The sequence below is a fragment of the Pseudomonas sp. GW458-11-26-14-LB4 genome, assembly GCF_059423925.1.
In genome coordinates, this window is record NZ_JBWKYU010000002.1 from 150161 (window position 1) to 175895 (window position 25735).

Consider the following 25735-nt stretch of genomic DNA (forward strand, 5'->3'; position numbering starts at 1 on the left):
TGGCACGATGATGGCAGGTTGATGACGATACAAAACTGCCGTGAACTATTGATCTAGAGCGCTGTCGTGCAATCGAACGTGGGCAACGCCCGGCCAATCAGCGATACTCGCCGGGCGTTCACGCCCGAAAGTGGAGAGGAAAATGCCGCTGCAACGTCTGCACAAACTGTCGGAAATTCCAGCGTCCGACTGGGATGTTCTGGTCCCGCAAAACCAGCCGTTTCTGCGCCATGCCTTTCTGGCTTCGCTGGAGGACAGCGGCAGCGTCGGCCCGCATACGGGATGGCAAGCGGAGCATTTGCTGCACGTCGAAGCGGGGCGTGTAATTGCCGCATTGCCCGGTTATCGCAAGTGGCATTCCTACGGCGAATACGTGTTCGATCACGGCTGGGCCGATGCCTGCGCCCGGGCCGGCATCGATTACTACCCCAAGTTTCTGAGCGCGGTGCCGTTCAGCCCGGTCAGCGGCCCACGGTTGCTGGCAGCGAATGTCGAAGACGGATTCGAACTGCTCAAGAGCCTGCCGGGGTATCTGGAAATCGAAGAGCTCTCCAGCGCCCACATCAACTTCACCGACGCGTTCACCGATGCCGCCATGGCCGAGCAGCCGGGCTGGCTGCAACGCATCGGCTGTCAGTACCACTGGCAGAATCGCGGCTACCGCGACTTTCAGGATTTCCTCGACGTACTTGCCTCGCGCAAGCGCAAACAGATGCGCAAAGAGCGCGAACAAGTGGCGGGGCAGGGCTTCGAGTTCGAATGGCTGGAAGGCCGCGAGCTGGACGAGGCGCAGTGGGATTTTGTCTACGCCTGTTACGCCAACACCTACGCGGTACGCCGGCAGGCACCGTACCTGACCCGGGAATTCTTCAGCCTGCTGGCCGAGCGCATGCCGGAATCGATCCGCGTGGTCCTGGCCCGGCAGGGCTCACGGCCGGTGGCGATGGCGTTCAGTCTGGTGGGCGGCGACAGTTTTTACGGGCGCTACTGGGGATGCCTGGCCGAGTTCGACCGGCTGCACTTCGAGACCTGTTTCTATCAGGGCATGGACTATGCGATTGCCAATGGATTTCAACGTTTCGATGCCGGTGCCCAAGGCGAGCACAAACTGATTCGCGGCTTCGAACCGGTGATCACCCATTCCTGGCATTACCTGCGCCATCCCGGTCTAAAAGCCGCGGTCAAAGACTTCCTGCACCAGGAGCGCGCCGGTGTACTGGCCTATGCCGAAGAGGCGAGGAGCGCCTTGCCGTATCGGCAAGCCTGATCCTCGCCGACACCTTCAGCTGTCTTCCTTGCCCAGCCAGCGATAGAGCACGCCGCCAACCACCGCACCGAGTAGTGGCGCGACCCAGAACATCCACAACTGGGCGATGGCCCAGCCGCCGACCATCAGCGCCGGACCCGTGCTGCGGGCCGGGTTGACTGAGGTGTTGGTCACCGGAATCGAGATCAGGTGGATCAGCGTCAGGGCCAGGCCGATGGCGATCGGTGCCAGTCCTGCCGGGGCGCGTTTGTCGGTGGCGCCGAGGATGATCACCACAAACATGGCGGTCATTACCAGCTCGGTGACGAAGCCGGACGTCATCGAGTATTTGCCCGGCGAGTGCTCGCCATAACCGTTGGAGGCCAGGCCGGCGGCGATGTCGAAACCTTCCTTGCCGCTGGCGATGTGGTAGAGCAGTGCCGCTGCCAGAATCCCGCCGATCACCTGGGCGATGACGTAGGCGGGCAGCTCCTTGGCCGGGAACCGACCGCCGACGACCAGGCCGACCGACACGGCCGGGTTGAGGTGACAGCCGCTGATGTGGCCGATGGCAAACGCCATGGTCAGCACCGTCAGACCAAACGCCAGGGCCACCCCCAGCACGCCGATTCCCAAAGGTGAAGACGCGGCGATGACCGCACTGCCGCACCCGCCCAACACCAACCAGAACGTACCCAACAACTCAGTGACTGAACGTTTGAACAGAGACATGACAGAGTCCTTGATAGGCGTGCTATCGAGACTGCATCGAGTGGTGCTCCCTGCAGATTTACGACAGGTTCCGTTCCGGAGCCTTGGCTCAGTACAGCAGGGTTTGTGCGGATTTCCAGCAGTCGATAAAAAACCGCCAGAGCACGTGGTTAAAGGGCTCTGGCGGTTTTTTGCGTTTTGACGCAGGATCAGTCGATGCCGACAAACCCTCCGGTCTGGTGCGCCCACAGCCGCGCATACAATCCGCCATGGGCCAGCAGTTCGGCATGGTTGCCGCTTTCGGCGATCTTGCCGTTCTCCAGCACCACCAGTCGGTCCATGCGGGCAATGGTCGAAAGGCGGTGGGCGATGGCGATCACGGTCTTGCCCTGCATCAGGGTTTCCAGGCTTTCCTGAATCGCCGCTTCGACTTCCGAGTCCAGGGCCGAAGTCGCTTCGTCCATGATCAGGATCGGCGCGTCCTTGAGCAGCACCCGCGCAATCGCGATCCGCTGACGCTGGCCACCGGACAGCTTCACCCCGCGTTCGCCGACATGCGCGTCGAATCCGGTGCGTCCTTCGGCGTCCGACAACAACGGGATGAACTCATCGGCGCGGGCCTTGCGCACCGCTTCCCAGAGTTCGGCGTCGGTGGCGTCGGGCTTGCCGTACAGCAAGTTGTCGCGGATCGAGCGGTGCAGCAACGAGGTGTCCTGAGTGATCATGCCGATCCGCGCGCGCAGACTTTCCTGGCCGACTTCGGCGATGTTCTGGCCGTCGATCAGGATCCGCCCGCCCTCGACATCGTAGAGGCGCAGCAGCAGGTTGACCAGGGTCGACTTGCCGGCGCCGGACGGCCCGATCAGACCGATTTTTTCGCCCGGTTTGATGGTCAGGTTGAGGTCGCCGATGATGCCTTTCTTCTTGCCGTAGTGAAAATCCACGTGCTCGAAACGCACTTCGCCACGGGCCACGGCCAACGGTTTGGCCTGCTCCCGGTCGGTGACGCTGACCGGTTGCGAGATGGTCTGCAGACCGTCCTGGACCATGCCGATGTTTTCGAAAATGCCGGTGACCACCCACATGATCCAGCCGGACATGTTGACGATGCGGATCACCAGGCCGGTGGCCAGGGCGATCGCGCCGACGCTGATCAGCGACTGCGTCCACAGCCACAGGGCCAGCGCCGTGGTGCCGACGATCAGCAGACCGTTCATGGTGGTGATGGCCACGTCCATGCTGGTGACCACGCGACCGGCCAGCTGGGCTTTTTCGGTCTGTTCCTGGATCGCCTCGCGGGCGTAGTGCTGTTCGAAGTTGGTGTGGGCGAACAGCTTCAGGGTGGCGATGTTGGTGTAGCCGTCGACGATCCGGCCCATCAGTTTCGAGCGCGCGTCTGAGGCTTCCACCGAGCGGTCCTTGACCCGTGGTACGAAGTAATAGAGTGCGCCGACGTAGGCCGCGATCCATGTCAGCAGCGGGATCATCAGGCGCCAGTCAGCCTCGGCGAACAGCACCAGCGAACTGATCGCGTAGATCAGCACATGCCACAACGCATCCACCGCCTGCACGGCGGAATCGCGCAGCGAGTTGCCGGTCTGCATGATGCGCTGGGCAATGCGCCCGGCGAAGTCGTTCTGGAAGAAATTCAGGCTCTGCTTGAGCACGTAACTGTGGTTCTGCCAGCGAATCATGCTGGTCATGCTCGGGCTCAGGGTCTGGTGCACCAGCATGTCGTGCAGGGCCAGGAAGAGGGGGCGCAGCAGCAATGCCACGACGGCCATCCACGCCAGTTCGGCGCCGTGCACCTTGAAAAAATCGGCGTTCGGCGTGCCCTGGGCGAGGTCGATGATGCGGCTCAGGTAACTGAACAGCGCCACTTCGATCAAGGCACCGAACAGGCCGACGATCAGCAGGGCGGCGAAACTCGGCCAGACCTGCTTCAGGTAATAGGTATAGAAGGGCAGAACGCGGTCCGGCGGGGATGCCGTCGGGGCATCGCGGAATATGTCGATCAGTTGTTCGAAACGGCGATAGAGCATCAGATAACCGCCCGGAGCACGGGCTCTCCTTTTATCAGTGTGAGCGGCGCGATGGGTAATCGGCGCCGCTCGATAATGCCCTGTAAAGCTTAGTCGATGCGCTTGGCCGACTTGATGATCACAGGGTCGACCGGCACGTTTTGCATGCCCTGTTTGGTGGTGGTCTGGGAGTTGACGATGATGTCGACCACGTCCATGCCCTTGACCACTTTGGCGAACACCGCGTAACCGGCGTCACGGCCCGGATCGAGGAAGGCGTTGTCGGCCACGTTGATGAAGAACTGGCTGGTGGCCGAATCCGGGTTGGAAGTACGGGCCATCGACAGGGTGCCACGAACGTTATGCAGGCCGTTGCTGGCTTCGTTCTTGATCGGCGCCTTGGTTTCTTTCTGTTGCATCTGCTGGGTGAAGCCGCCGCCCTGGGCCATGAAGCCCGGGATCACGCGGTGGAAAATGGTGTTGTTGTAGAAACCGCTGTCGACATACTCGAGGAAGTTCTTGGTACTGATCGGCGCCTTGACCGGGTCCAGCTCGATTTCGATCTGGCCGTTGGTGGTGTCCAGCAGCACGTGCGGCGCTTTTGCCGGTGTGGCAGCCATCAGGTTGGCAGCGAACAGCACGGTGCCGGCGGCGAGGGCGAGTTTTTTCAGCATGGGTCAGTGATCCTGAGGGTGATTATCGGCTGTGGCGAGGAACTCCAGCAGCGTTTGATTGAAGCGTTCGGGCTGATCGAGCGGGGTGGCGTGGCGCGAATCGGCGATCACCACCAGCCGCGCATGGGGCAGCAGTCTGACATAGGTTTCTTTCAGCGAAACCGGGGTGTAGTCCCGGTCGGCGCTGACGACGAGGGTTGGACAGGTGACCCGGGAAAGTCGTTCCTGAACCCCCCAGCCAACAATCGCATCGAAGCTGGCGAGATAAGCACGTTTGTCGTTTTTTGCCCAGCGCTCTGCCATCTTCTGACGCAAACCGGCCTGCTCCGGTTTGGGGAACAGCTTGGCGCCAAGGGCTTTGCCGATGGTGGCGAGGCTGAGCACACGCATCAGACTCCAGCGCTTGAACCACTGCCAGTAATCGTCGCGGGTACGCACCTTGACCTCGGGCGCGCTGTTGACGATGGTCAGGCTCTTGAGCATCCACGGCTGATCGACCGCAAACTGAAAGCCGATCATGCCGCCCATGGACAGCCCGGCGTAGTGCACCGGGCCGAGCTTCAGGTGCTCGATCAGGGCGACGATGTCGGCGCTGAAGCCGGCGATGCTGTAGCGCTCGTGGGGCTTGTCGGAGCGGCCGTGACCGCGCACGTCCGGGACGATCACCCGGTAATGTGCGGCCAGTGCGGGAATCTGCATTTCCCAGTCCAGGGTGCTGGAGCCCAGACCGTGAACCAGCAGCAACGGATCGCCGTGGCCATATTCCTCGTAGTGCAGGTTGCAACCTTCATGCTCGAAATACGCCATCGGTGAACTCCGTGTCAGGCTTGTTCGGGGGCGGCGAACGGTGCGTCCAGCGGCAGGGTGTCGAAGGTGCGCAGCAGTTCGATGAGGATTTGCGTCGCTGGGCCCAAGGGTTTGTCCTTGTTCGAATACAGATAGAAACTGGAGTTGCGATTGCCGCCTCTGTCCAACGGTAGCAGCTTGAGCGAGCCGTCTTTCAGTTCCCGCTCGATCATGTGGCGTGGCAGCCAGGCGAATCCCAGGCCACTGCTGACGAACGTCGCAGCCGTGGCGAGACTGCCGACGGTCCAGCGCTGTTCGGCGCCGAGCCAGCCAACGTCCCGGGGTTGCTGGCGGCCGGAGTCGCGGATCACCACTTGCATCTGGGTTTCCAGGTCCTGAAAGCTCAGTTCGCGGTTGAGCCGGTGCAGCGCATGATCAGGATGGGCGACGGCGACAAATTCGACATCGCTCAATTCCGCGCCAAGGTAACCGGGAATGCTCAGCCCGGTGATGGCCAGGTCGGCCACGCCTTCGAGCAGCACTTCTTCGACGCCCGACAACACTTCCTCACGCAGCCGCACCCGGCAGCCGCGACTCTGCGGCATGAAAGCGGTCAACGCGCGCACGATACGGGCGCTCGGGTAGGCGGCGTCGACCACCAGCCGCACTTCGGCTTCCCAACCCTGCTCCATGTGATGGGCGAGGTCTTCCAGCTGGCTGGCCTGTTTCACCAGTTGGCGCGAGCGGCGCAGCAACACGCCGCCGGCTTCGGTCAGCACAGCCTTGCGTCCATCGATGCGCAACAGCGGCACGCCGAGCTGATCCTGCATGCGGGCGACGGTGTAACTCACCGACGATTGCGAGCGATGCAGGGCCTCGGCGGCCTGGGCGAATCCGCCGTGGTCGACCACGGCCTGCAACGTTCGCCATTGATCAAGGGTCACGCGGGGCGCTTTCATCAATAGCTCCTCTTGTCCTAAGCTGGCGGTCCCTCATGGAGACTGCCGAATGAAAAAATTCTGTTGTGTGTTGCTGGCGCTGCTTCCGCTGACTGCGTTTGCGTACCCGATCGATGTGGAAAAGGACCTCAACGGCCTGAAGATCGACTACAACGCGTTCGACACCGATAACGACATCGGCTCCATTCAGGTCAACAACTACGGCGACGTCGACGCGACCTGCAAGGTGGTGTTCACCAACGGCCCGGAAGCGCCGCGCACCCGCAACATCGAAGTGGCCGCGGGCAAGCATAAAAACGCCACGGCCAAGTTCACCCGGACCATCATCAAGCTGCGCATCAAACTGAGCTGCACCCCGAAATAGCGTCACGGCCCTGTGGGGGGCGGGCTCCCACAGGGTATGGCTTGCATCTAAACGAATTTTTCGATGCTTTGCAGCAATTATTTGCGCTTTTTCATCGATACGACACTGTTTAACCTTCACTCCATCGACTTACAACATTCTCGGATGGAGGCTACACAACATGTCCCGCGTTCTGATCATCGAAAGCAGCGCCCGCCAGCAAGACTCGGTTTCCCGTCAACTGACCCAGACCTTCATCAGCCAGTGGAAAGCGGCGCATCCGGCCGATCAGATCACCGTACGTGACCTCGCCGTGAACCCGGTGCCGCACCTGGACATCAACCTGCTGGGCGGCTGGATGAAATCCGCCGAGCAGCGCAACGACAGCGAACAGGCCTCGCTGGACCGTTCCAACGAATTGACCGATGAATTGCTGGCAGCCGACGTGCTGGTGATGGCGGCGCCGATGTACAACTTCGCGATCCCGAGCACCCTGAAAGCCTGGCTCGACCACGTACTGCGTGCCGGCGTGACCTTCAAGTACACCGAAACCGGCCCGCAAGGTCTGCTCAGCGGCAAGCGTGCCTACGTGCTGACCGCTCGCGGCGGGATCTACGCCGGCGGCCCGGCGGATCATCAGGAACCGTACCTGCGTCAGGTGATGGGCTTCATCGGCATTAATGACGTGACCTTCATCCACGCCGAAGGCATGAACCTGGGCGGCGACTTCCAAGAGAAAGGCCTCAACCAGGCCAACGCCAAACTGTCCCAGGTCGCTTGATATGTTAATCGCCAGATAATCGCCGATTGTTCTAGTGACCTGGCGCAACCCCTTCAAGGCTCTACGCGCATCGAACCTCCCTTTGCACTTATTGCTCCTGAGTGCTGTAGCCCGATTGAACGCTTTAGCGAGATCGGGCTTTTTTTTGCCCGGGATTTAGCGATGGCCGGCAAAAAACGCTATCGTCGCCGCCATTCGAAATCGAGGCGAGCATGGGCTATCTACTTTTTGTCACGCTGATCCAGGCGTTTTCCTTCAGTCTGATCGGCGAATACCTGGCCGGTCATGTCGACAGCTACTTCGCGGTGCTGGTGCGGGTGGTGCTGGCCGGGCTGGTGTTTATCCCGCTGACGCGCTGGCGCTCGGTCGAACCGGCGTTCATGCGCGGCATGCTGCTGATCGGCGCGTTGCAGTTCGGCGTGACTTACGTCTGCCTGTATCTGAGCTTCCGCGTGCTGACGGTGCCGGAAGTGCTGCTGTTCACCATCCTCACGCCACTGCACGTGACGCTGATCGAAGATGCGCTCAACCGACGCTTCAACCCGTGGGCGCTGATCGCCGCACTGGTGGCGGTCGCCGGCGCGGCGGTGATTCGCTACGACCGGATCAACCCGGACTTCTTCATGGGCTTTCTGCTGCTGCAACTGGCCAACTTCACCTACGCCGCCGGACAAGTGCTGTACAAGCATCTGGTGGCGAAGCACCCGAGCGATCTGCCGCACTACCGGCGCTTCGGTTTCTTCTACCTGGGTGCACTGGCGGTGGCGTTGCCGGCGTTCCTGCTGTTCGGCAAATCCAACTTCCTGCCGGAAGCGCCGCTGCAATGGGGTGTGCTGGTGTTCCTTGGTCTGGTCTCGACCGCACTCGGTCTGTACTGGTGGAACAAGGGTGCGTGCCTGGTCAACGGTGGCACCCTGGCGGTGATGAACAACCTGCACGTGCCGGTGGGGCTGCTGCTGAACCTGCTGATCTGGAATCAGCATGAAGAACTCGGGCGGTTGTTCCTCGGTGGCAGCGTGATTCTGGCGGCGGTGTGGATCAGCCGGTTGGGGATTCGCCAGTCGGCGCCAATTGCTCCACCAGAAACGCGATAAACGCCCGAGTCTTCTGCGGCACTCGCCGGGCTGACGAATACACCGCGTTGATGGTGATCGCCGGGGCTTGCCATTCGCACAGCACCGGCACCAGTCGCCCGGCCGCCAGTGCTTCTTCGACGATGAAGTCCGGCAGCAGCGCAATGCCCATGCCGGCCTCCGCTGCTTGCGCCAGCAGGTCGCCGTTGTTGGCGTGCAACGGCCCGGTGACGTTGACTCGCTGGGTTTCCTTGCCGTTGCACAGTTGCAGGCTGACCCCGCTCTGCAGATAGCCGTAGTTCAAGCATTGATGTGAGCGCAGATCCTGCGGGGTCTGCGGCGTGCCTGCGCGTTCGAGGTAAGCGGGGGAGGCGACCATGATCCGTGGGGCCGGCGCCAGTTGCCGGGCGATCATCGTCGAGTCGGGCAGGCTGGCGATGCGGATGGTCACGTCGAACCCGCCGCGCACCGGATCGACCTGCTGGTCGCTGAGCACCAGTTGCAGTTCGATGTTCGGGTGCTGCTCGTGGAACAGCGGAATCAGCTTGCCCAGCCGCCGCAAGCCGAACGACATCGGTGCGTTGACCCGCAACACCCCGCGCAATTCGCCAACCCCGTCCCGAGCTCGCTGCTCGGCCTCGTCCAGCGCCGCAATCACTTCCCGCGCCGCTTCGAAATACTCGGCGCCGGCTTCGGTGAGGTGCAGGCTGCGGGTGGTGCGTTGCAGCAGCTGCACACCGATGGCTTCTTCCAGTGCCTGAATCTGTTTGCTGACTTTCGAGCGGGGCACGTCCATGGCCCGGGCGGCGGCTGCGAAGCCGTTTTCGCCGACCGTCACCACGAAGGCGCGCATGCATTCGATGCGATCCATGATTGTCCCTTTTTTAGAATCAATGATTCTCGATTTTAGGGAATTGTCCCTTTATCAGCTAGCCCCTAAAGTGACATCCAAGCCGAGACAACAACGCCGCAGACGGCAAAACGCCTCGACTCACCCAATACCCAATCGAACTTTGAATCGACATCAAAAGGAACGCGCCATGTCTATCCGTGAACTGCTGAACCCAACCAACTCCGCCCTGATCCTGATCGACCACCAGCCGCAAATGGCTTTCGGCGTGCAGTCGATCGACCGTCAGACCCTGAAGAACAACACCGTCGGCCTGGCCAAGGCTGCCAAGATCTTCAACGTGCCGACCATCTACACCTCGGTCGAAACCGAAAGCTTCAGCGGCTACATCTGGCCGGAGCTGCTGGCGGTACACCCTGAGCAGAAGCCGATCGAGCGCACCTCGATGAACTCCTGGGAAGACAAGGCGCTGGTTGACGCGGTGAAGGCCACCGGGCGCAAGAAACTGATCATCGCCGCGCTGTGGACCGAGGTCTGCCTGACCTTTCCGGCCCTGGAAGCCCTGGCTGAAGGCTACGAGGTGTACATCGTCACCGACGCGTCCGGCGGCACCACCAAAGAAGCCCACGACATGTCGGTACAGCGGATGATTCAGGCGGGCGCAGTACCGGTGACCTGGCAGCAAGTGCTGCTCGAATACCAGCGTGACTGGGCGCACAAAGACACTTATCAGGCGGTAATGGACCTGGTGCTGGAACACAGCGGCGCGTACGGCATGGGCGTCGATTACGCCTACACCATGGTGCACAAGGCACCGCAGCGGCAGGCCTGATAAATCGGCCGGACAAAAAAAGACGCAACCGGGGTTGCGTCTTTTTTTTGCGTTTGAAGAAAGCGTTACATCAGATGTTTTTCGGCTTCCGGAATATGGCTCGCACCAAGAACTGCCGGCAATATTCCGGAACGCAAATCCCCACCGCTCGGTTGCTGATACAGGCTCAGCCCGAACTCCGGCAGCACCGCCAGCAGGTAATCGAAAATATCCCCCTGGATCCGCTCGTAATCGGCCCACACCGTGGTGGTGGTAAAGCAGTAGATTTCCAGCGGAATGCCCTGGGCCGTGGTCTGCATCTGGCGGACCATGCAGGTCATGTTCGGCTGGATCTCCGGGTGGCTCTTCAGATAGGCCAGCGCGTAAGCGCGGAAGGTGCCGATGTTGGTCATGCGCCGGCGGTTGGCCGACATCGCCGCGACGTTGCCCTGCGCCTCATTCCAGGCTTTGAGCTCGGCTTTCTTGCGGCCCATGTACGCCGTCAGCAGGTGCACCTGGGAGAGTTTTTCTTCTTCATCGTCGCGGATGAACCGCACACCGCTGGCGTCGATGAACAGACTGCGCTTGATCCGCCGTCCGCCGGACTGCTGCATGCCGCGCCAGTTTCTGAACGACTCGGACATCAGGCGCCAGGTCGGGATCGAGACGATGGTCTTGTCGAAGTTCTGCACCTTGACCGTGTGCAGGGTGATGTCGACCACATCGCCATCGGCGCCGACCTGCGGCATTTCGATCCAGTCGCCGACCCGCAGCATGTCGTTGCTGGTCAGTTGCACGCTGGCAACGAACGACAGCAGGGTGTCCTTATAGACCAACAGGATCACCGCCGACATCGCACCCAGACCGGACAGCAGCAACAGCGGCGATCGGTCGATCAGGGTGGCGACGATGATGATCGCGCCGAACACGTACAGAACCATTTTCGCCAGTTGCACGTAACCCTTGATCGAGCGGGTGCGGGCGTGTTCGGTGCGGGCGTAGATGTCCAGCAGTGCATTGAGCAGGGCGCTGACCGACAGCAGCAGGAAAAGAATGGTGAACGCCAGCGCGACGTTGCCGAGGAACACCATGGCGGTCTTGCTCAGTTCCGGCACCAGATGCAGGCCGAACTGGATCACCAGCGACGGCGTCATCTGCGCCAGGCGCTGAAACACCTTGTTATGCCGAAAGTCATTGATCCAGTGCAGCGCGGGCTGGCGACCGAGCATGCGACTGGCATGCAGGATCAGGTAGCGCGCCACTCGTCCGAGGACCAGCGCGATCACCAGCAGCAGGAGCAAAGCCAGGCCGGCGTGCAGGAGCGGGTGCTGTTCGAGGGTACCCCAGAGGTCTTGGGCGTTGAGCCAGAGCTGTTTGAAATCCATGAGAGAGACGATTCTTCTGTAAGACGCGACGGGCGATTAGAGCATTTAAGACGCTGTGTATTACCGTTGGAGACAAATCGAGCAACAAAAAAGCCACTGATTACGGCGTATTTCATAAAGAAACTCGGCCTGAGCGCTCGAAACCGGTAACCTATGCAGCTGATTTTTTGCATATCTTCGAGGTAGCACCCGTGTTTTCCCAATTCGCCCTGCACGAACGCCTGCTCAAAGCCGTGGCCGAGCTGAAATTTGTCGAGCCAACGCCTGTGCAAGCCGCGGCCATTCCGCTGGCGCTTCAGGGGCGTGACCTGCGGGTGACGGCGCAAACCGGTAGCGGCAAGACCGCCGCTTTCGTCCTGCCGATCCTCAACCGCCTGATCGGCCCGGCCAAGATCCGCGTCAGCATCAAGACCCTGATCCTGCTGCCGACCCGCGAGCTGGCCCAGCAGACCCTGAAGGAAGTCGAGCGCTTTTCGCAGTTCACTTTCATCAAGTCCGGCCTGATCACCGGCGGTGAAGACTTCAAGGTCCAGGCCGCCATGCTGCGCAAGGTGCCGGACATCCTGATCGGCACCCCGGGCCGGATGATCGAGCAACTGAACGCCGGCAACCTCGACCTCAAAGAAGTCGAAGTGCTGGTGCTCGACGAAGCCGACCGCATGCTCGACATGGGTTTTGCCGAAGACGTGCAGCGTCTGGTCGACGAATGCCCGAACCGTCAGCAGACCATGCTGTTCTCCGCCACCACCGGCGGTTCCGGCCTGCGCGAGATGATCGCCAAGGTGCTGAACAACCCTGAGCACCTGCAGCTCAACGCGGTCAGCCAGCTGAACGACACCACCCGTCAGCAGATCATCACCGCCGACCACAACCAGCACAAAGAACAGATTGTGAACTGGCTGCTGGCCAACGAGACCTACCAGAAGGCCATCGTCTTCACCAACACCCGGGCCATGGCCGACCGCATCTACGGTCGCCTCGTCGCCCAGGAATACAAGGCGTTCGTGCTGCACGGCGAGAAAGACCAGAAGGATCGCAAGCTGGCGATCGACCGTCTGAAGCAGGGCGGCGTGAAGATCCTGGTGGCTACCGACGTGGCGGCCCGTGGTCTGGACGTTGACGGCCTGGATCTGGTGATCAACTTCGACATGCCACGCAGCGGCGACGAATACGTGCACCGCATCGGTCGTACCGGCCGTGCAGGCAACGACGGTCTGGCGATCTCGCTGATCTGCCACGGCGACTGGAACCTGATGTCGAGCATCGAGCGCTATCTGAAGCAGAGCTTCGAGCGCCGTACCATCAAGGAAGTCAAGGGCACCTACGGCGGACCGAAAAAGGTCAAGGCCTCGGGCAAGGCCGTCGGCGTGAAGAAGAAAAAGACCGACGCCAAGGGCGACAAGAAGAAAACCGCCGCCAAGACCCCGACCAAGCGCAAGAACGCTAATCGTCCGAAACCAGACTCTCTGGTGAGCAGCGATGGCATGGCTCCGCTCAAGCGCCGCAAGCCGGAAGCGCCGGCGGCTGAGTAAGTCGTTTCAGGCAGGCAAAGAAAAACCCGGACATGGTCCGGGTTTTTTTATCGCCAGGGTTTATCAACTGCCCAGCAGGCCAGTGGTGTCGGCATCAAAGCGCCGCTTGGCCTGATCGGCTATCGGTTTGAGCTGCGCGAGCAGGGCTGCCTCGCTGTACAGCCCGGGCAGCGCCGACTCCTTGGGCGTCGGCTCGATCGGGATCAGCACATCTTCACCCGCCGCGTGCAGCCAGATCGCTACAACGTGCAGCGCCGAAACGAACAACACTCGCAGCTCAACGGTTTTGCCCTGCAACTGTGGCGATTGCTCGGCCAGTTTCAGCGCATCGACCGTAGCGGCCGCCAGGTTGCCGTGGTTTAACGAGGCGAACTCGACGTGACCGCGGACTTCGGCCAATTGCGCATCGGCAATCGACACACCGTCGGCAAACACCAGGTAATGCCAGTCACCGAGCCGGGCGTCTTTCAGGCCTTTGCCATCGCTCAGATCTTCCAGGCTGAGCGAGTAGCCGCGATAGGCCTCGCTCAGGCTGATTTTCGCAGGCGCCGCACTGGCGAACTGGCGATTGACGCCGAAGCCCTGGGTCTGCAACGCGGCCTGCAGGGCCGGACGCAAGGTCTGTACGCCGTTGGAAGGCGCTTTTGGATAAGTCAGTTTCATGATGCCGCCCCCTGGTTTTTCGCCGTGAAGTAAGTGTGAGTCCAGTTGCCGCCGCCATTGTAGGAACCGGGGAAGGCACTCAGCGCGCGGGTCGAATAGCCGTAGATCGAATCCGCAACCAGCACGTAATTGCCGTTGGTGCCATAGATCGCCAGAAAGTGCGCACCGCCGCCATACCAGGCGCAACGCAGACCGACAGGGCGGCCCATGTTGATTTGGTTCTGGATGGCCGACATCTGCAACGAACCCTGATTCATCCCGTTGTAGCTGCGGGTGGTTTGCAGGGCCGAATCCAGATAGCCGTAGACGTTGCACGGCCCCGGTTGGCTGCAGCAATTGCGGTCCAGTTGGGTGCTGGCCACGCCGCACTGCGTCCAGGACCCGGTGCCGTAGTAATTGCCGACCGAAGCGGAAACCGCCGCCCAGCACCAGTTGGTCTGGGTCTGCTGCTGCATCGTAAAGTTGAGACTCGAGGCAGCCAGGGCCCTGGCCTGTGGGGCCGCTTCGACCTCGACCAGTTGCGGGTCGAGCAGATGGCCGATCAGGCACCCGGGCAGGGTGTTGCCAGTGAATGCCGTTGTTTCAGTGGTTAACATTTTTCAATCCTCCATGAATGAAAACAAACGTTCCGCGTTTGCGGGATAACGGTATTGCCGAGCGATCGGTGTTCAAGGGTTGCCATCTCCGATGGCCGGTTCTGATCAGGCTCGGGGTAACCCTAGGTCTGAATATGCGTTTATGCAAATAATAAAATGCACTAATGCAAATTTCCGGACAAAAGGAAGCAGGCTTTGGTATCGATTTAGCCTGATCGATGCCGAAGCCTGCCGTTGTCTGAGCGGGTGTTATCCCTCGGTTTTTTTCTCCGCCGAACCCAGTTCCTTCAAGCGCTGATCGATCAACTGGCATTTGTCCGGGAGGTCGGCGGAGGCAGTGCCCAGGTCCATTTTCTGCAACTCGGCGTTGATCTCCTTGGCCTTTGTCGGGTTTTGCTCTGTGAGCTTCGCGACTTCCTTGGCCAGTTGCTCGCGTTTGGCGGTGGCTTCCTCCGGCGTACAGGCCCAGACGGGCAGGGCGCAGGCGAGCGTGGCGGCGAGGGTGAGCTTGAGCAGGGTTTTCATGGGGAATGGCCTCAGTTCCGGTTAAGGCGGGTTAACCGGTTGAGGGTTCTGGCTAGCGAAAAGTTCACTGCGACTGGCGTTGGGGGGATGCCTTGTTCAAAAGTCGACCTCGGCAATTGAAATGCCTATGCATCGGTTGAATACATCGACAAGAAGATCGTCATCACCGTGGTAGGAGTGAATACATGCCTTGATCCATTCCTCTTGATCGACCATCCCCCAGTCGATGAGATAACCGGCGTTGAAAATGATGTATTCAAACAGGATGCGCTGGGTTCGGCCATTTCCTTCCCTGAACGGGTGAGCCACATTGAGAGTGCCATACGAAGCGGCGACTGCTGAAACCAGTTGTTGACGGGAAAACCCTTCAAACCACCCAGCGTCCGCCATTTTCGAAAGTTCTCTTGCGACTTCACGCTCAATGTATTCCGGGCTGCAAAATCGCGTACTGCCTTTACTGATCGCCAGTGTCCGGATTTCGCCAGCCCATGGATAGATCGCTTCAAACAAGGTGCGGTGCACCCGTTTTAACGTTGCAAGGCTGTAGGGAGGAGGAATGAATTCCAAACGCGCAGAGGCGACTTCATTGATGTAGCGTTCTGCTTCATCCAGGTCTTCGGCGTTGCGTAAGTCGAGCAAATTGACAAGAACGTCAGTGCCCGGATAACAATCCGGGGCTTGGTCAGAACCGTATTTATCGTTGCTCAAGCTTTCAAGAGCTGGACCGCTCTCAAGGCAGCGGCCCTGGTGGGAAGTTTGATATCGCCATCAGTCGGAGATGGAACAAAGCCTTCCAGGCGCAGACTGGCCGCGAAATTGGCTCTGCGTTGCTTCGCGAACCAGGCTTTCTTGGTTTGCAGACTCAGCTTTTCCATATCGGCCTCTTGATGCGGGAATGCGCCAATTATAGTCGAACGAAGCCGTGACGGCTCGTTCGACCTAGCATCGCACATCCTGCGGCACCATTGAACCCGTTCACGCAGACGGGCTACCCATCATGGCAGCAACTGGATTTTGCGGCGCCGTCATAGCGGTCATGGTGCCGCACCCATTCCATGATCTCGTCCTCGTTCCGGCCCTTGGGCGTGAGGTCGAGGTAGTTGTAGGCACCGACCAGCAAGTCCAGGCCTCGCGCGTAGGTTGAGTAAGTGTGGAAAATCTCGCCGTTGTCAGCGCGATAAAACACGCTGAGCCCGGGCATTTCTTCCTCGGCGCTGTCGGTCTTTTCGTAGTTGTACGTAGCTTTGCCAGCGTCGACATCCTCAGCACGGGCGCACACGCCGAAGTCGTAGTTGAAATCGCAACCGTCCGACGACACCCAGTCGAATGTCCAGCCCATCCGCCGCTTGAAGGCCTGGAATTCGGCGAACGGTGCGTGGGACACCGCCACCAGCGCAATGTCGTGATGGGCCAGGTGCAGGTTGGCGCCGTCGATGTGGTCGCTGAGGAATGAACAGCCCGGGCAACCTTCCTCCCAGCCCTTGGCGAACATGAAGTGGTAAACGACGAGTTGGCTGTGCTTGCCGAACAGGTCGGCGAGTTTCAATTCGCCGTTCGGCCCCATGAAGCGGTAATCCTTGTCGATCTTTACCCAGGGCAGGGCGCGGCGTTTGGCGCTGAGGCGGTCGCGTTCTTTGGTGAAGGCCTTTTCATCGGCCAGATGCTGCTTGCGGGCGGCGAGCCATTCTTCGCGCGACACCACCGGATGATTCTCAACGTTCATGATGATTTCTCCTGCGGGGGTTGAAACCGTCTGTCTCAGACTAGTCGTTCAACCACCCGGGAAATCGACAGACCGCCGGTCGGTCGGGGCGCCGAATAATCCTGAACGGTGGCGCAACGCTCCGGTCACAACCTGTGAACGCGCCAAAAAATCACGCGCACCGGAGGTTGAATCAGGATGACGACTTATAACTGGGATTTGATTGAACGCCTGCTGCATGAAGTGCAGAACGGCGCGGGCCACAGCTTTGCGCCACGGTCTTTTGCCGAAGACTATGCGGCGGAGAAAGCGGCGGCGGGCCAGCCGATCGAGAATCTGGATCACCTGAAAACGCTTGCCTGCGACTATGAGCAACTGCTGCTGTTGCGCGGTTACATCCAGCCCCGTGGCGAAGACGAGGGCAGCACCGGCAACAACTTCAGCCTGACCCCGCGCGGCTCCAGTCTGTTGAGCCTGATCGACAGCAGCATTCCCGGCAATGATCATCCGCGCGAAGTGCTGGATGATCAGGAAGACGCGCTGGATGAGCTGACGTTCGATGAGGTAGCTTCCAAAGCGCAGATCGCCTGAGGTTTGCACAAAAAAATGTGGGAGCGAACGTGCTCGCTCCCACATGGGTTTCGCAGTGGTCTCAGCTTTTTTGTGCGGCCTTCAGGCACTTCAAATCATTGAAGTCCTTGCGCACTCCCTCGATCTTTTTCAACAGGCGCTGGCGCTGCTGCGGCGTACTGTCGGCCATCAGATCGACGAACAGCGAACGGGCCTGCGCCTCCGTATTGGCGTAGGCCTTTTGGTAATCCGCTGTCCATAACCGCTCGCGATTGACCAGAAGCGTCTCGATCCGTTGTGGAAATTCAGGACTGTTGCGTTGCGCCACCGCCGCGCTGAACTGCTTCTGCCAGTGAGCACGGTTGGCAATCCACTGGGTGTTCTGATCGCCCAGAGCGGTCGACCAGGCCATCACCCGCTGTTCCTGTTTGGCGTTCAACGGGCCGAGCCAATCGTTGAGACGCTTGTCCATGCGCGCGCCACGCTCGGCAATCTGCTGTGAAAGCGGTGGCTTGAGGTATTCCTGTTGGCGTTTCTGCAGGTCTTTGGCAAAGGCGTCGTTCATTTCAGCGACCTGCCGATCATCCAGGCCTTGCAGCAATTCAATCGCCGACGGGGTGATTTCCCGGGCGGTTTCGGCGATTGCCTGCTTGGCCTCTGCGGTGCGGGCCTGAAGTGCGGCGTCGGTGACCTGATTGGTCTCGACCATGGTTTGCAGGCGATCAAGCCAGTCCAGATAACCCGGTAACTGCGTGGTGCAGTGCCAGCTCAGGTGTTCCCTGAGGCGTTCGTTGAACCAGCCTTTCTGCTCGCCGTTCATGTCCAGGTAGTCGCTGAGCGTCCACGGAATGATCACGTCGAGATTGCGATAGGCCAGGCCGACACGGCTGCAGGCGCCGAGGGCGAGGGTCAGGATCAGTAGAATCGCGATGCGTTTGAACCAGCTAGACATGGGCGAGTCCTTGCGAAAGCCAGCCTTGAGGGTCTGATGCTCATGTGAACGCAGGATGGCCCCGGCAGTTCAGCCAATCAATAGAACGCGCGTTCGGCCTTGAGCGTGACCAGCCCGTCGCACTGACTGTTATGCCCGGAATAGGCTGAGCAATCGCTGCCGCTGAGGCTCGAATTGCTGTAGATCAGGTCGAGGTCGATGCCCATGAACGGCCGGGAAAATTTCACCGACCAATCGGTAAAACTGCTGACATACCCCCCGTCCACCGAGACCGGCGTGTTGAGCTGATGGGTGGTGTATTTCATGCTGATCCCGATGCCGAACGGCTGATTGCCGCCCAGGTCGGCAAACAGGGTGTTGTTCTGTTTATCCGGGTCGTTGCTCAGGGCGATGCCGATCCGGCTGCCGAGCAAGGTCAGGCCACCGAACAGTTCCTGGCTGTCGAGGGTGTCGACCTTGGGATAGCTGTAATGGATCATCCCGACTTCGTAGCCGAGGGTCTGATCGAAAGGTTGTTTAAAGCCGACGTAGGAATCGATTTCGAGATTCTTCCCCGGCGTGAGGCCCATGCTCGGTGCGTACTGACCGACATACAGGCCGCTGTCGTGGCTCAGGTCCAGGCCGCCGTGGAACGAGCCGACCGCCGAAGGCTTGACCAGCCCCTGGGCCATGCTGCGGCTGGGCGTGGTGCCGAGCTTGAGGTCGAAGTCACCGAGCTCACGCTGGAAAATCTGCGCGTGCGCCACCGGGCTCGCCAGCAGGCCTACAAGCAATAAACAGGAAGATTTGAGCATGCGTCACTCCTTGAGCAGCGAGCGCAGGTGCGACAAACCTGCTGAAACGCTTGATCCAGACGCGTGCAAGGATACCGGCGAATGATCGGCATCGAGGGCCGTTCGTCGATTTTTGCAGTTTTGAATGTTTGATTAAACGTAAGAGAGGTCTTGCGAGGGATCCGGTCCAGACGCTTCGAAGCTCAAAGCGCCTTTGGACAGGTGTGCTGCGGGGTGTTACTTCTTGCCCAGGCTGATCTGCTTGGACGGGCCGAACGTCTGGCCGCTGACGCCCTTGGCAATTTGCTGGATCTCGCCGCCGGACTTGAGGAATGCCGCGATCTGATCGTTGATCGATTCGCTGGTTTCAACGGCTGGAGCTGGCTTTGCTTTGCTGGTGGATGCTTTTACACGCATGGCGGCCATTAACCTGTAGAAAAGTAACTCGGCCAGGCATCGTACAGGAATAACTTGACAATTGCTTGGTAAATATCCCTCGGAATAACCCAGCGTGCAGGTGGATTATTCTCGATTAATTATTCGAAATATCCCGCTAACCTGCTGTTTTAAATAACAACATTTATTCGATTTGAGGATGCTGGCCGGCCTCGGGATCAGGCAAAAGCCGTCACGCTGGCCTGACGAGTGGTGCTCGTGCGGCGCGAAATCCAGGAAAATCAAGGCCTCCCGCAGATTTTCACTCGGCCGTCCGATCTGGCGACCGACGAACCCGGCAAAACCGGGTAGAATGCCGCCCACGCAATGAGGGTATTGGAAATGGCTTTAGTCGGGCGTTACAACAGTTTGCAAGTGGTTAAACACACTAACTTCGGTTTATATCTGGACGGCGGTGCCGACGGCGAAATTCTTTTGCCCAACCGTTATATTCCTAAAGATATTCCCAGCGAAGATGAAGACTGGCTCAATGTTTTCATTTATCTGGACAGTGACGACAAACTTATTGCCACCACTGAAAAACCAAAAGTTCAGGTCGGTGAATTTGCCAGTTTGAAAGTTGTTGAAGTCAACAGCATCGGCGTGTTCCTCGACTGGGGCCTGCCGAAGGATCTGCTGCTGCCTTACTCCGAAGAAAAACGCCAGATGACCGCCGGCGAGTACTGCGTGGTGCATGTCTACCTCGACAAGCACACCCGCCGCATCACCGCGACCGCGCGCCTGGATCGTTATCTGGACAAGACCCCCGCCAACTACAGCGTGGGCCAGGAAGTTGATCTGCTGGTGGCCGAATCCACCGACATGGGTTTCAAGGCCGTCATCAACAACAAGCACTGGGGTTTGATTCACAAGAATGAAATCTTCAAGTTCATGCGTTCCGGCATGCGCGAGAAAGGCTTCATCAAGGAAGTGCGCGCCGACGGCAAGATCAGCCTGAGCCTGCAACCGGTGGGGCAGGAAGCAGCCAGCAGCCTGAACTCGAAGATCCTCTCCAAGTTGCGCGAAAACGATGGCACCCTGGCCGTCAGCGACAAGAGCGACCCGGCGCTGATCAGCAGCCTGTTCGGTGTCAGCAAGGGCAACTTCAAGAAGGCCATCGGTTCGTTGTACAAGGAAGGCAAGATCGTCATTCACGCCGATCGCATTGAACTAACCTGAGCCTGACGTGGCCCATGTTGCATGGGCTTACTTGAGGTCGGGCAGATGAAAAAACCACTGATTGCCTACGTCGCCACGCTGCTGACGTTTCTTCTGCTCGACGGCGTCTGGCTTGGCGTGCTGATGGCGCCGACCTATCGCGAACTGCTCGGTTCGCTGATGCTCGAAAAACCGTTGCTGGTGCCAGCAGCGGTTTTTTATTGCCTGTATGTTTTCGGCTGTGTGGTGTTCGTGGTGTTGCCGTCGCTGACCTGGCAACGCGCCGCCCGGATGGGAGCGCTGCTCGGGCTGGTCGCTTATGGCACCTATGACCTGACCAACTGGGCGACATTGCGCGGCTGGTCGGCGCAGGTGTCGCTGATGGATTGGGCTTGGGGGACGTTCGCCACGGCGCTGGCCTGTACGGTCGGATTTGTTGTGGCCAGCCGGTTTGGCAGATCAGCTCGTTGATCTTGGTCGCCTGACCTGACGCCATCGCTGGCTTGCCAGCGATTGACGGCGCAGTCGTCAGCCATTCTCCGCTGACGTTGCAGGAGCATGAAATGTCTTTTCCAGACGGCTTTTTCTGGCTGACTGGTTAATAATCCACTCACTACTTTTCGCCCCGGACAAAGAGCCGGGGCTTTGTTTGACCATTGGAAAAACTGCCATGTTGTGTGTGTTAGAGGTGTCGAGGTGAGCGTCAGTCGGCGCAGTGCCGACGGGTTTGCCCTGCAAGTGATGATCGGCCTGTGCCTGATCTGGGGCGTGCAGCAGGTGATGATCAAGTGGGCGGCGACCGACATTGCGCCGGTGATGCAGGCGGCGGGGCGGTCGGGGATATCCGCGTTGCTGGTAGGACTGCTGATCTGCTGGAAGGGCGGCTGGGATCAGGTCGGCGCTACCTGGCGCGGCGGCTTGCTGGCCGGTGCCTTGTTCGGGCTCGAATTCCTGTTCATCTCCGAAGGCTTGCAGTTGACCACCGCCGCGCACATGTCGGTGTTCCTCTACACCGCGCCGATCTTCACCGCGCTGGGCGTGCATTTTCTGTTGCCGAGCGAGCGCCTACGACCGGTGCAATGGGTTGGGATCTTCCTCGCATTTGTCGGCATTGCCATCGCGTTTGCCGGCGGCGTGTCGTGGGACAACCTCGACCGCCGGATGTTGATGGGCGATGCCCTCGGCGTGCTGGCCGGTGCCAGTTGGGGCGCGACCACCGTGGTGGTGCGCGCCTCGCGCCTGTCCGAGGCGCCGGTGACCCTGACCCTGTTCTATCAACTGATCGTCGGTTTCATCGGCCTGTTGCTGATCGCGCTGCTCAGCGGCCAGATCACCCACGTCAGCCTGACCGTCGTGGCCGTGGGCAGTGTGCTGTTCCAGGGGCTGGTGGTGTCGTTCTTCAGTTACCTGACCTGGTTCTGGCTGCTGCGCCGTTATCTGGCGGCCAACCTCGCGGTGTTTTCCTTCATGACACCGTTGTTCGGCGTCACGTTCGGCGTGGTGCTGCTCGGCGAAGAACTGAGCCTGAACTTCATCATCGGCGCCGTGCTGGTGTTGCTCGGCATCACCTTCGTCAGCGCGGAACAGTGGGTGCGTCGGCGTTTGCGCAAAGCCCTCGGTCAGCCGTAACCGATTTGCAGGCCAGACCGCCGGCAATCAGCAGGCCGCTGCCGGCAATCACCAGCGCCGGTTGCAGGCCGCCGCTGAAATGGCTGCTGACCGCCGCCAGCAACGGCCCGCTGAGTTGACCGACGGCGAAGCACGCGGTGAGCAGGCCGGCGTTGCGCTGGGTGGCGTGGGGCGCCAGTTCCCGGGAGCGTTGCATCACCAGTTGCATGCAGGCCAGGAACGGCGTGCCGCACAGGACCACGCCCAATGCCAGACCGAGGCCGCTGCCCAACAGGCAAGCGAACACCCCGGCAGCCTGCAGCCACAACGTCGCCATCAACCAGTGCCGGGTGGTTTGCGGATCGTGCCGACGCAAACTTACCAGCAAAACGCCAATTGCGGCACCGAGGCCAAAGCACGGCCAGAACAGATCGGCCTGCCACTGCCCGTGAAATTGCGCGTTGGCCATCTGTGACAGAAACGTGGCCGGGATGATGTAGCCCACGCCATACAAGGCATACACCGCCGCCAAGCGCCCAATGCCACGATTTGATGAACTCACGGCAGCCGGCACGACCGGCACACCGCCGCCCGGTTGCGGCAGGATCCGCACGATTCCCAGCAACATCACCAGCGCCACGGCGGCATAGATCAGCCACAGAGTCGCGGAAGTCTGCTGCGCCAGATGTGAGAACAGCGCCAGCAATCCCGTCAGAAAAATCCCCAGCCCCGGCCCGGCAAAGACCAGCGCGCCCAATCGCGGACGACCCGCCGCCGCAGCCAGCGGCTGACTCAACGCAGTAATCATCACCAGCACCCAGGCACTCGCCACACCGGTACCGAAGCGCAGCAACAAATGCGACCAGAAACCGTTGGCCCAGAACGATGCCAGCGTCAGCAACACACACAACCACAGACCGCCGTGCAGGCGCCGCTGCACTTGATCCGGCCGGCGGGAAAACATCGCATCCACCGCGCCGAGCAGATAACCGAGGTAGTTGGCCGCCGCAATCAGACCGGCGGCAGTCAGGTCGATCTGCCCTTCACTGAGCAGGTGCGGCAGTTGCGGGGTGAGGGCGAAACGCCCGATGCCCATGGCCATCATCAGGGCAATGAAACAGGCGGATAAGCGAATCAGCGGTGACATGTTCTGAATTCCGTTGGAGGTTCAATGACCGTCAGGCTAGGACTGATTGACTTTCTTTAAAATTGAATAATAGTGAGTAACTTGTTCTGTTCAGGAGAAAGGTTGTGGAGTTCAGCCAATTGCGGATCTTCCAGGCCGTGGCAGAGGAGGGCTCGATCACCCGCGCCGCCGAACGTTTGCACCGCGTGCCGTCGAACCTGTCGACCCGGCTCAAACAGCTGGAGGAGCAACTGGGTGTCGAACTGTTCGTCCGTGAGCGTCAGCGTTTGCAGTTGTCGCCTGCGGGAAAAGTCCTGCTGGACTACACCGGCAAACTGTTCGCCCTTCGCGATCAGGCGAGTGCAGCGGTGATGGGCGGGCAACCGGCGGGGGATTTCGTGCTCGGCACGCTGTACAGCACGGCGGCGATCCATTTGCCGGCGCTGCTGGCGCGCTATCACAAGCAATATCCGGCGGTGAATCTTCAGGTGCAGTCCGGGCCCAGCGGTGAATTGCTCGAAGGCCTGCTCACCGGGCGTCTCGACGCGGCGCTGGTGGACGGCCCGCCGCAATTGGCCGGGATCGACGGTGTGCCACTGTGCAACGAACGGCTGGTGCTGATCAGCGAGGCCGATCACCCGCCGATACGCAGCGCCAGGGATGTCGAAGGTCGGGCGGTATTCACCTTTCGCCATGGCTGCGCCTATCGTGCGCGGCTGGAAGCGTGGTTTGCCCACTATCAGGCGGCGATGGGGAGGGCGATGGAGATCGAGTCCTATCAGGGCATGCTTGCCTGCGTGATTGCCGGCAGTGGTGTGGCGCTGATGTCGGAGTCGATGCTCGCAAGCCTGCCGGGGCGCGAAAGCGTGGCGGTGCACCCGCTGGCCGAGCCTTTTGCCAGTGCGACAACATGGCTCATGTGGCGGCGGGGCATGGTCGGTGCCAACCTCAACGCATGGATCGAACAGCAGCAGACGCTCTATCCCGTGGCTGGCGAAGACGTGCGGGACACGGCTTGAACGTACGGTCAGGGATTTGGATCAATTCAGTAACAGATCATTGCGGATTTGGCCGAGCATTGCGTAGGACTTCGGACTATTATCAGTGCGAAGCGGCCTCAGAATTCCGGACGCTCAGCACCACCCTGAAGGGGGCATGACGATGAAAGAGAAAATTCAAAACTGGCTGCACGATTTGGGTGTTGCCCTCGGCTTGATCGAACCGCCTCTGCAACCGGTCCCGATTCGCACCGATGACGAACAGCGTCGGCGTCAGCCACGTCGGCGGTAATGCCCCGCTTTGAAGGATCAAAGGATTTAAACGACAAAAGATCGCACCCGGCTGTCGCTCCATTGGAGTGGCGGGCGGGTGCGATCTTTTGTTTTCAGTGACGCCCGATTTCCATCAGAAACTGGCTCAGGTCATTCGCGGTCTTCGCGGTCTTGAGCATCCGGTCCTCTTCGGCGGTGAAGGCCGTCAGGCCGAATTCATCTTCCAGATGGAAGATCAGATCCTCGATATCCGCTTTTTCCAGCCCCAGCTGCGCGAGGCTGGTGTTGTCGTCGAATTCACGATTTTCCAGCAGGCGCAGGATGAACCGGTGCACGGCAGCACGCACGGCAGCTCTTCTCATGGCAGATCTTTGTGTTGTTAGTCTGACTGAAGTACAGCAGGCCTCAGGCGTGGCGGCGCAACCATTCGTCAATCATCCCGTGCAGATGCTCTGCGGAAAAACTGCCGAAGTGACCGCCATGCACGGTGCGAATCTTCAGAGCCTGTAAGCGGCGCAGGCTGGCGGCGTAGTCGTCGAGGTTGGAATGGTAGGCGTCTTCGATCAACGGCCCGTCGTAAATGATGTCGCCGCTGAACAGGGTTTCGCTGGCCGCTTCGTAGAGGCTGATCCCGCCCGGTGAATGGCCCGGCGTGTGCAGCACCTGCAACGCGCGGTTGCCGAGGTCCAGCACATCGCCATCCTCGACAAAACCGGTGGCCGGCGCAGCCTTGACCCGGTATTCGGCGTAGCACAACGGGCAATCCGGGTGCGCTTCGAACATGTCGTCGCCGACGAAGGCCCGGCTCAGATCGTTCTCGCCATCCGGCGCCGCCAGAATGTCCGCTTCGGCCGGATGCACCAGCCGTTCGGCAAATTCGTGGTGCCCGGCGATGTGGTCGAAATGGCAATGACTGGCCACCGCCACCAGCGGCCGTTCGGTCAGCCACGGCAGCTGTTCGCGCAGGCTGACCAGCCCGGAACCGCTGTCGAGCAGCAGATCCTTGTCCCGCCCCTGAACGTGCCACAGGTTGCAGCGATAGAACGGGCGGATGAACGGCTCGTGAATCAGCCGAATGCCGTCGCTCAGGGTTTGCACTTCGAACCACTGATCGCGAGAAACAATCTTCATCAAGCATTTTCTCCAGACGAAAAAAACGGGTGTGGCAACCGACGCCACACCCG

At 60.2% G+C, this 25735-nt stretch carries 31 protein-coding genes; 12 read left to right on the top strand and 19 right to left on the bottom strand.

The features are described 5' to 3' along the window. Window positions 1-142: 142 nt before the first annotated feature. Window positions 143-1267, top strand: coding sequence for a GNAT family N-acetyltransferase (locus tag AC07XZ_RS03460; RefSeq protein ID WP_085747187.1), 1125 nt, complete (start codon window positions 143-145; stop codon window positions 1265-1267). Between the two features lie 15 nt (window positions 1268-1282). Here the strand turns inward: AC07XZ_RS03460 and aqpZ are convergent, their stop codons facing one another. The 5 genes from aqpZ to AC07XZ_RS03485 all read right to left on the bottom strand — a co-directional run bounded on the left by aqpZ (window position 1283) and on the right by AC07XZ_RS03485 (window position 6397). After that, a complete protein-coding gene (gene aqpZ / locus AC07XZ_RS03465; RefSeq protein ID WP_102685994.1) occupies window positions 1283-1978 on the bottom strand; it encodes an aquaporin Z in 696 nt (231 codons plus the stop codon). A 188-nt stretch (window positions 1979-2166) separates the two neighbouring features. Continuing rightward, the gene (locus AC07XZ_RS03470; RefSeq protein ID WP_102685995.1) at window positions 2167-3999 is read right to left on the bottom strand and encodes an ABC transporter ATP-binding protein; all 1833 of its coding nucleotides are present in this window, start codon (window positions 3997-3999) and stop codon (window positions 2167-2169) included. A gap of 89 nt (window positions 4000-4088) precedes the next feature. Beyond that, on the bottom strand, window positions 4089-4652 hold the full coding sequence (locus tag AC07XZ_RS03475) for a peptidylprolyl isomerase (protein WP_102685996.1): 564 nt from the start codon (window positions 4650-4652) through the stop codon (window positions 4089-4091). A 3-nt stretch (window positions 4653-4655) separates the two neighbouring features. Beyond that, complete coding sequence (locus AC07XZ_RS03480) at window positions 4656-5459, bottom strand: alpha/beta fold hydrolase (protein WP_085747184.1); 804 nt, start codon at window positions 5457-5459, stop codon at window positions 4656-4658. A 14-nt stretch (window positions 5460-5473) separates the two neighbouring features. Further along, entirely contained in the window at window positions 5474-6397 is a 924-nt protein-coding gene (locus AC07XZ_RS03485; protein ID WP_011332960.1) for a PA3225 family LysR-type transcriptional regulator, read from the bottom strand. 49 nt (window positions 6398-6446) lie between these two features. Between AC07XZ_RS03485 and AC07XZ_RS03490 the strand changes: the two genes are divergently transcribed. From AC07XZ_RS03490 to AC07XZ_RS03500, 3 genes are all read left to right on the top strand, one after another. Next, the gene (locus AC07XZ_RS03490; protein WP_011332961.1) at window positions 6447-6761 is read left to right on the top strand and encodes a hypothetical protein; all 315 of its coding nucleotides are present in this window, start codon (window positions 6447-6449) and stop codon (window positions 6759-6761) included. Between the two features lie 160 nt (window positions 6762-6921). Then, window positions 6922-7521, top strand: a complete 600-nt coding sequence (locus tag AC07XZ_RS03495) for an FMN-dependent NADH-azoreductase (protein ID WP_011332962.1) — start codon at window positions 6922-6924, stop codon at window positions 7519-7521. A gap of 212 nt (window positions 7522-7733) precedes the next feature. Beyond that, complete coding sequence (locus AC07XZ_RS03500) at window positions 7734-8615, top strand: carboxylate/amino acid/amine transporter (RefSeq protein WP_102685997.1); 882 nt, start codon at window positions 7734-7736, stop codon at window positions 8613-8615. Here the strand turns inward: AC07XZ_RS03500 and AC07XZ_RS03505 are convergent. After that, the gene (locus AC07XZ_RS03505) at window positions 8560-9465 is read right to left on the bottom strand and encodes a LysR family transcriptional regulator (RefSeq protein WP_011332964.1); all 906 of its coding nucleotides are present in this window, start codon (window positions 9463-9465) and stop codon (window positions 8560-8562) included. The genes AC07XZ_RS03500 and AC07XZ_RS03505 overlap by 56 nt on opposite strands. Before the next feature lie 169 nt (window positions 9466-9634). Here AC07XZ_RS03505 and AC07XZ_RS03510 point away from each other — a divergent pair, with 169 nt between their 5' ends. Beyond that, window positions 9635-10276, top strand: a complete 642-nt coding sequence (locus tag AC07XZ_RS03510; RefSeq protein WP_007956548.1) for a hydrolase — start codon at window positions 9635-9637, stop codon at window positions 10274-10276. 65 nt (window positions 10277-10341) lie between these two features. On the opposite strand, the gene AC07XZ_RS03515 is transcribed toward AC07XZ_RS03510, so the two are convergent. Then, window positions 10342-11640, bottom strand: a complete 1299-nt coding sequence (locus tag AC07XZ_RS03515; RefSeq protein WP_085747182.1) for a mechanosensitive ion channel family protein — start codon at window positions 11638-11640, stop codon at window positions 10342-10344. Window positions 11641-11831: 191 nt separating this feature from the next. Here AC07XZ_RS03515 and AC07XZ_RS03520 point away from each other — a divergent pair, with 191 nt between their 5' ends. After that, window positions 11832-13172: a DEAD/DEAH box helicase gene (locus tag AC07XZ_RS03520; RefSeq protein WP_102685998.1), complete on the top strand. Its 1341-nt coding sequence runs from the start codon at window positions 11832-11834 to the stop codon at window positions 13170-13172. A gap of 63 nt (window positions 13173-13235) precedes the next feature. Here AC07XZ_RS03520 and AC07XZ_RS03525 read toward each other — a convergent pair whose 3' ends face one another. From AC07XZ_RS03525 to AC07XZ_RS03550, 6 genes are all read right to left on the bottom strand, one after another. Next, entirely contained in the window at window positions 13236-13835 is a 600-nt protein-coding gene (locus tag AC07XZ_RS03525; RefSeq protein ID WP_102685999.1) for a hypothetical protein, read from the bottom strand. Further along, window positions 13832-14431 (bottom strand): C39 family peptidase, encoded by a 600-nt coding sequence (locus AC07XZ_RS03530; RefSeq protein WP_102686000.1) that lies wholly within the window; start codon window positions 14429-14431, stop codon window positions 13832-13834. The genes AC07XZ_RS03525 and AC07XZ_RS03530 overlap by 4 nt, the downstream gene beginning before the upstream one ends. 249 nt (window positions 14432-14680) lie before the next feature. Beyond that, entirely contained in the window at window positions 14681-14956 is a 276-nt protein-coding gene (locus tag AC07XZ_RS03535) for a hypothetical protein (protein WP_007956561.1), read from the bottom strand. 96 nt (window positions 14957-15052) lie between these two features. Then, complete coding sequence (locus AC07XZ_RS03540) at window positions 15053-15664, bottom strand: Fic/DOC family protein (RefSeq protein ID WP_085605659.1); 612 nt, start codon at window positions 15662-15664, stop codon at window positions 15053-15055. Next, a complete protein-coding gene (locus tag AC07XZ_RS03545; protein WP_007956564.1) occupies window positions 15661-15831 on the bottom strand; it encodes a YhfG family protein in 171 nt (56 codons plus the stop codon). The genes AC07XZ_RS03540 and AC07XZ_RS03545 overlap by 4 nt, the downstream gene beginning before the upstream one ends. A 113-nt stretch (window positions 15832-15944) precedes the next feature. After that, the gene (locus tag AC07XZ_RS03550) at window positions 15945-16679 is read right to left on the bottom strand and encodes a DUF899 domain-containing protein (RefSeq protein WP_085747177.1); all 735 of its coding nucleotides are present in this window, start codon (window positions 16677-16679) and stop codon (window positions 15945-15947) included. 177 nt (window positions 16680-16856) lie between these two features. Between AC07XZ_RS03550 and AC07XZ_RS03555 the strand changes: the two genes are divergently transcribed. Then, window positions 16857-17249 carry a transcriptional regulator gene (locus AC07XZ_RS03555; protein WP_102686001.1) on the top strand — a complete coding sequence of 131 codons (393 nt, stop codon included), beginning with the start codon at window positions 16857-16859 and terminating at the stop codon, window positions 17247-17249. Window positions 17250-17310: 61 nt separating this feature from the next. Here the strand turns inward: AC07XZ_RS03555 and AC07XZ_RS03560 are convergent, their stop codons facing one another. From AC07XZ_RS03560 to AC07XZ_RS03570, 3 genes are all read right to left on the bottom strand, one after another. Beyond that, a complete protein-coding gene (locus AC07XZ_RS03560) occupies window positions 17311-18180 on the bottom strand; it encodes a DUF6279 family lipoprotein (RefSeq protein ID WP_102686002.1) in 870 nt (289 codons plus the stop codon). 77 nt (window positions 18181-18257) lie between these two features. Continuing rightward, complete coding sequence (locus AC07XZ_RS03565; protein WP_085747175.1) at window positions 18258-18974, bottom strand: TorF family putative porin; 717 nt, start codon at window positions 18972-18974, stop codon at window positions 18258-18260. A 216-nt stretch (window positions 18975-19190) separates the two neighbouring features. Continuing rightward, window positions 19191-19379 (bottom strand): PFL_1563 family small protein, encoded by a 189-nt coding sequence (locus tag AC07XZ_RS03570; RefSeq protein ID WP_016985943.1) that lies wholly within the window; start codon window positions 19377-19379, stop codon window positions 19191-19193. Window positions 19380-19730: 351 nt separating this feature from the next. On the opposite strand from AC07XZ_RS03570, the gene AC07XZ_RS03575 reads away from it, so the two are divergent. From AC07XZ_RS03575 to AC07XZ_RS03585, 3 genes are all read left to right on the top strand, one after another. Next, a complete protein-coding gene (locus AC07XZ_RS03575) occupies window positions 19731-20567 on the top strand; it encodes a CvfB family protein (RefSeq protein WP_085747174.1) in 837 nt (278 codons plus the stop codon). A gap of 45 nt (window positions 20568-20612) precedes the next feature. Further along, window positions 20613-21017 (top strand): DUF2177 family protein, encoded by a 405-nt coding sequence (locus tag AC07XZ_RS03580; protein ID WP_085747173.1) that lies wholly within the window; start codon window positions 20613-20615, stop codon window positions 21015-21017. A 225-nt stretch (window positions 21018-21242) separates the two neighbouring features. Beyond that, window positions 21243-22175, top strand: coding sequence for a DMT family transporter (locus AC07XZ_RS03585; protein WP_102686003.1), 933 nt, complete (start codon window positions 21243-21245; stop codon window positions 22173-22175). On the opposite strand, the gene AC07XZ_RS03590 is transcribed toward AC07XZ_RS03585, so the two are convergent. Next, a complete protein-coding gene (locus AC07XZ_RS03590; RefSeq protein WP_102686004.1) occupies window positions 22120-23301 on the bottom strand; it encodes an MFS transporter in 1182 nt (393 codons plus the stop codon). The genes AC07XZ_RS03585 and AC07XZ_RS03590 overlap by 56 nt on opposite strands. A gap of 104 nt (window positions 23302-23405) precedes the next feature. Between AC07XZ_RS03590 and ptrR the strand changes: the two genes are divergently transcribed. Next, entirely contained in the window at window positions 23406-24299 is an 894-nt protein-coding gene (gene ptrR, locus AC07XZ_RS03595) for a putrescine utilization regulator PtrR (protein ID WP_102686005.1), read from the top strand. A 142-nt stretch (window positions 24300-24441) separates the two neighbouring features. Next, window positions 24442-24570, top strand: coding sequence for a PA1414 family protein (locus AC07XZ_RS03600; RefSeq protein ID WP_003184145.1), 129 nt, complete (start codon window positions 24442-24444; stop codon window positions 24568-24570). Between the two features lie 94 nt (window positions 24571-24664). Here the strand turns inward: AC07XZ_RS03600 and AC07XZ_RS03605 are convergent, their stop codons facing one another. Together AC07XZ_RS03605 and AC07XZ_RS03610 are read right to left on the bottom strand one after the other, a co-directional pair. Next, window positions 24665-24913 carry a phosphopantetheine-containing protein gene (locus tag AC07XZ_RS03605; RefSeq protein WP_102686006.1) on the bottom strand — a complete coding sequence of 83 codons (249 nt, stop codon included), beginning with the start codon at window positions 24911-24913 and terminating at the stop codon, window positions 24665-24667. 43 nt (window positions 24914-24956) lie between these two features. Continuing rightward, window positions 24957-25682, bottom strand: a complete 726-nt coding sequence (locus AC07XZ_RS03610) for an MBL fold metallo-hydrolase (protein WP_085747170.1) — start codon at window positions 25680-25682, stop codon at window positions 24957-24959. Window positions 25683-25735 lie beyond the last annotated feature (53 nt).